Here is a 1,258-nt window from a genome sequence, read left to right as displayed (position 1 = left end):
CCTCAATCTTTGAGTAGCCATACCCCACGCTCACTTTGGTCGCTAACTTCCGCTCAATCAAATTCGAGCTATAAGTTTGAATGGCGCTTTGTGCCTCGTCGTTGATGATGCCGTTTTGAAGCAGGGTCTTAATCTGCTCCTTAAGCGAGTTTAGCTCCGCAAGAAGCGCGCCCGCGTTTTCTACCTTGTCCGCGGTAGCTTTGATCTGCTCCTGAAGTTTTTCTATGGATGCGAGGACCTCCGCCGCTTTTTGTTGCGCGCTCTTTGCGCTCGCGGCGTTTTGCTCGGTCGCCTCTTTGGTTTGCTCTATCCTATCGACGAGCTTCCCCACCTGCTCGGCAAGCGGCGTTATCTTTTCCGCAGCGGCGAGGACCTCTTTGCAAATCTGCGTAAATTCTTTATCCATTATGGTTTTACCTTCTCTTTCATTATCTTATCCAGCGCCGCCAGATCGGCTCGATCTAGCTGCTTGTTTTGAAATTTGATAAAATCGTAGATGAAATTCCGCCACGAGAGGTTGCGCGTGCAGGCGATGTCTGCAAGCCAGAAATCAAGCTTAGAAAGAAACTCCGGCACGAAGCGATATACGCTAGACATCGCATAATTTACGCTGTAGGGTTTCAAATATCCGCTCCGCGCAAGCGCGGTAGGCAGATCGGGCGTGTTTTCATCGAAATTATTTAGCTCGTATTCGCAGAGCGATCTTTGATAAAAGCTCCTGTATTTTTGATAAAAATCGTCTCGTCCGCGTTTCGCGGCGATTCCGTAAAGCAGAGCGCTTATCAAGCTATCGTCTTTGAAATCAATCTCGTCGCTATCCTTTGTGGGAAGCTTAAATTTTCTCACGAAGAAATCGCCCCCCAAGTGATACGCGACCTCGAAGCTGCGATGATCTATCTCGATCATCTCAAGCGGAGTGATAGCCTTGCAAATCTCCAGCGCCGCTTCGCCCATCAGCGTCTTGATCTCCTCGTCGCTCGGAGCCAAGACGTCCGGGCGAGTCGCGATTTGCAGTCTTTCTTTGAAACTTGAAAAGGTCATCTCTTCTCCTTGTTTGGGGCAGTTTTACCTGCCCCCGCGCTTTAGGCTGCTAGGTTTTTCACCCAAGCAAAGGCCACCGGCGTGCAGACTCGAAGCGTGAATTCGGTCAAAATTTCCCTTTTGATCTCGTCGTTCTCGCTCGGAAGCTCTCTTCTTCTCGTGTTTCTCCAGTCCACCTTGTAGATATCGTCGCTTCTGAATGCGATCAGCTCCGTAT

At 49.8% G+C, this 1,258-nt stretch carries 2 protein-coding genes; both read right to left on the bottom strand.

What is annotated here, in order from left to right; genetic code table 11:
* Nucleotides 1-406 (bottom strand): hypothetical protein (locus Q0393_RS08610; protein ID WP_298979495.1); only part of this gene is annotated, 406 nt, incomplete at its 3' end.
* Nucleotides 406-1,041 (bottom strand): hypothetical protein, encoded by a 636-nt coding sequence (locus tag Q0393_RS08605; protein WP_298979493.1) that lies wholly within the window; start codon nt 1,039-1,041, stop codon nt 406-408. The genes Q0393_RS08610 and Q0393_RS08605, both read right to left, overlap by 1 nt.
* Nucleotides 1,042-1,258: the final 217 nt, after the last annotated feature.

The organism is uncultured Campylobacter sp. (assembly GCF_938015785.1).
Taxonomy (GTDB): Bacteria; Campylobacterota; Campylobacteria; order Campylobacterales; family Campylobacteraceae; genus Campylobacter_B.
This window is presented reverse-complemented; position numbering and strand designations above follow the sequence as displayed.

What these genes read in the sequence shown, in the direction of transcription:
- Q0393_RS08605 (WP_298979493.1), bottom strand. Translation starts at nt 1,041, where the DNA reads ATGACCTTTTCAAGTTTCAAAGAAAGACTGCAAATCGCGACTCGCCCG.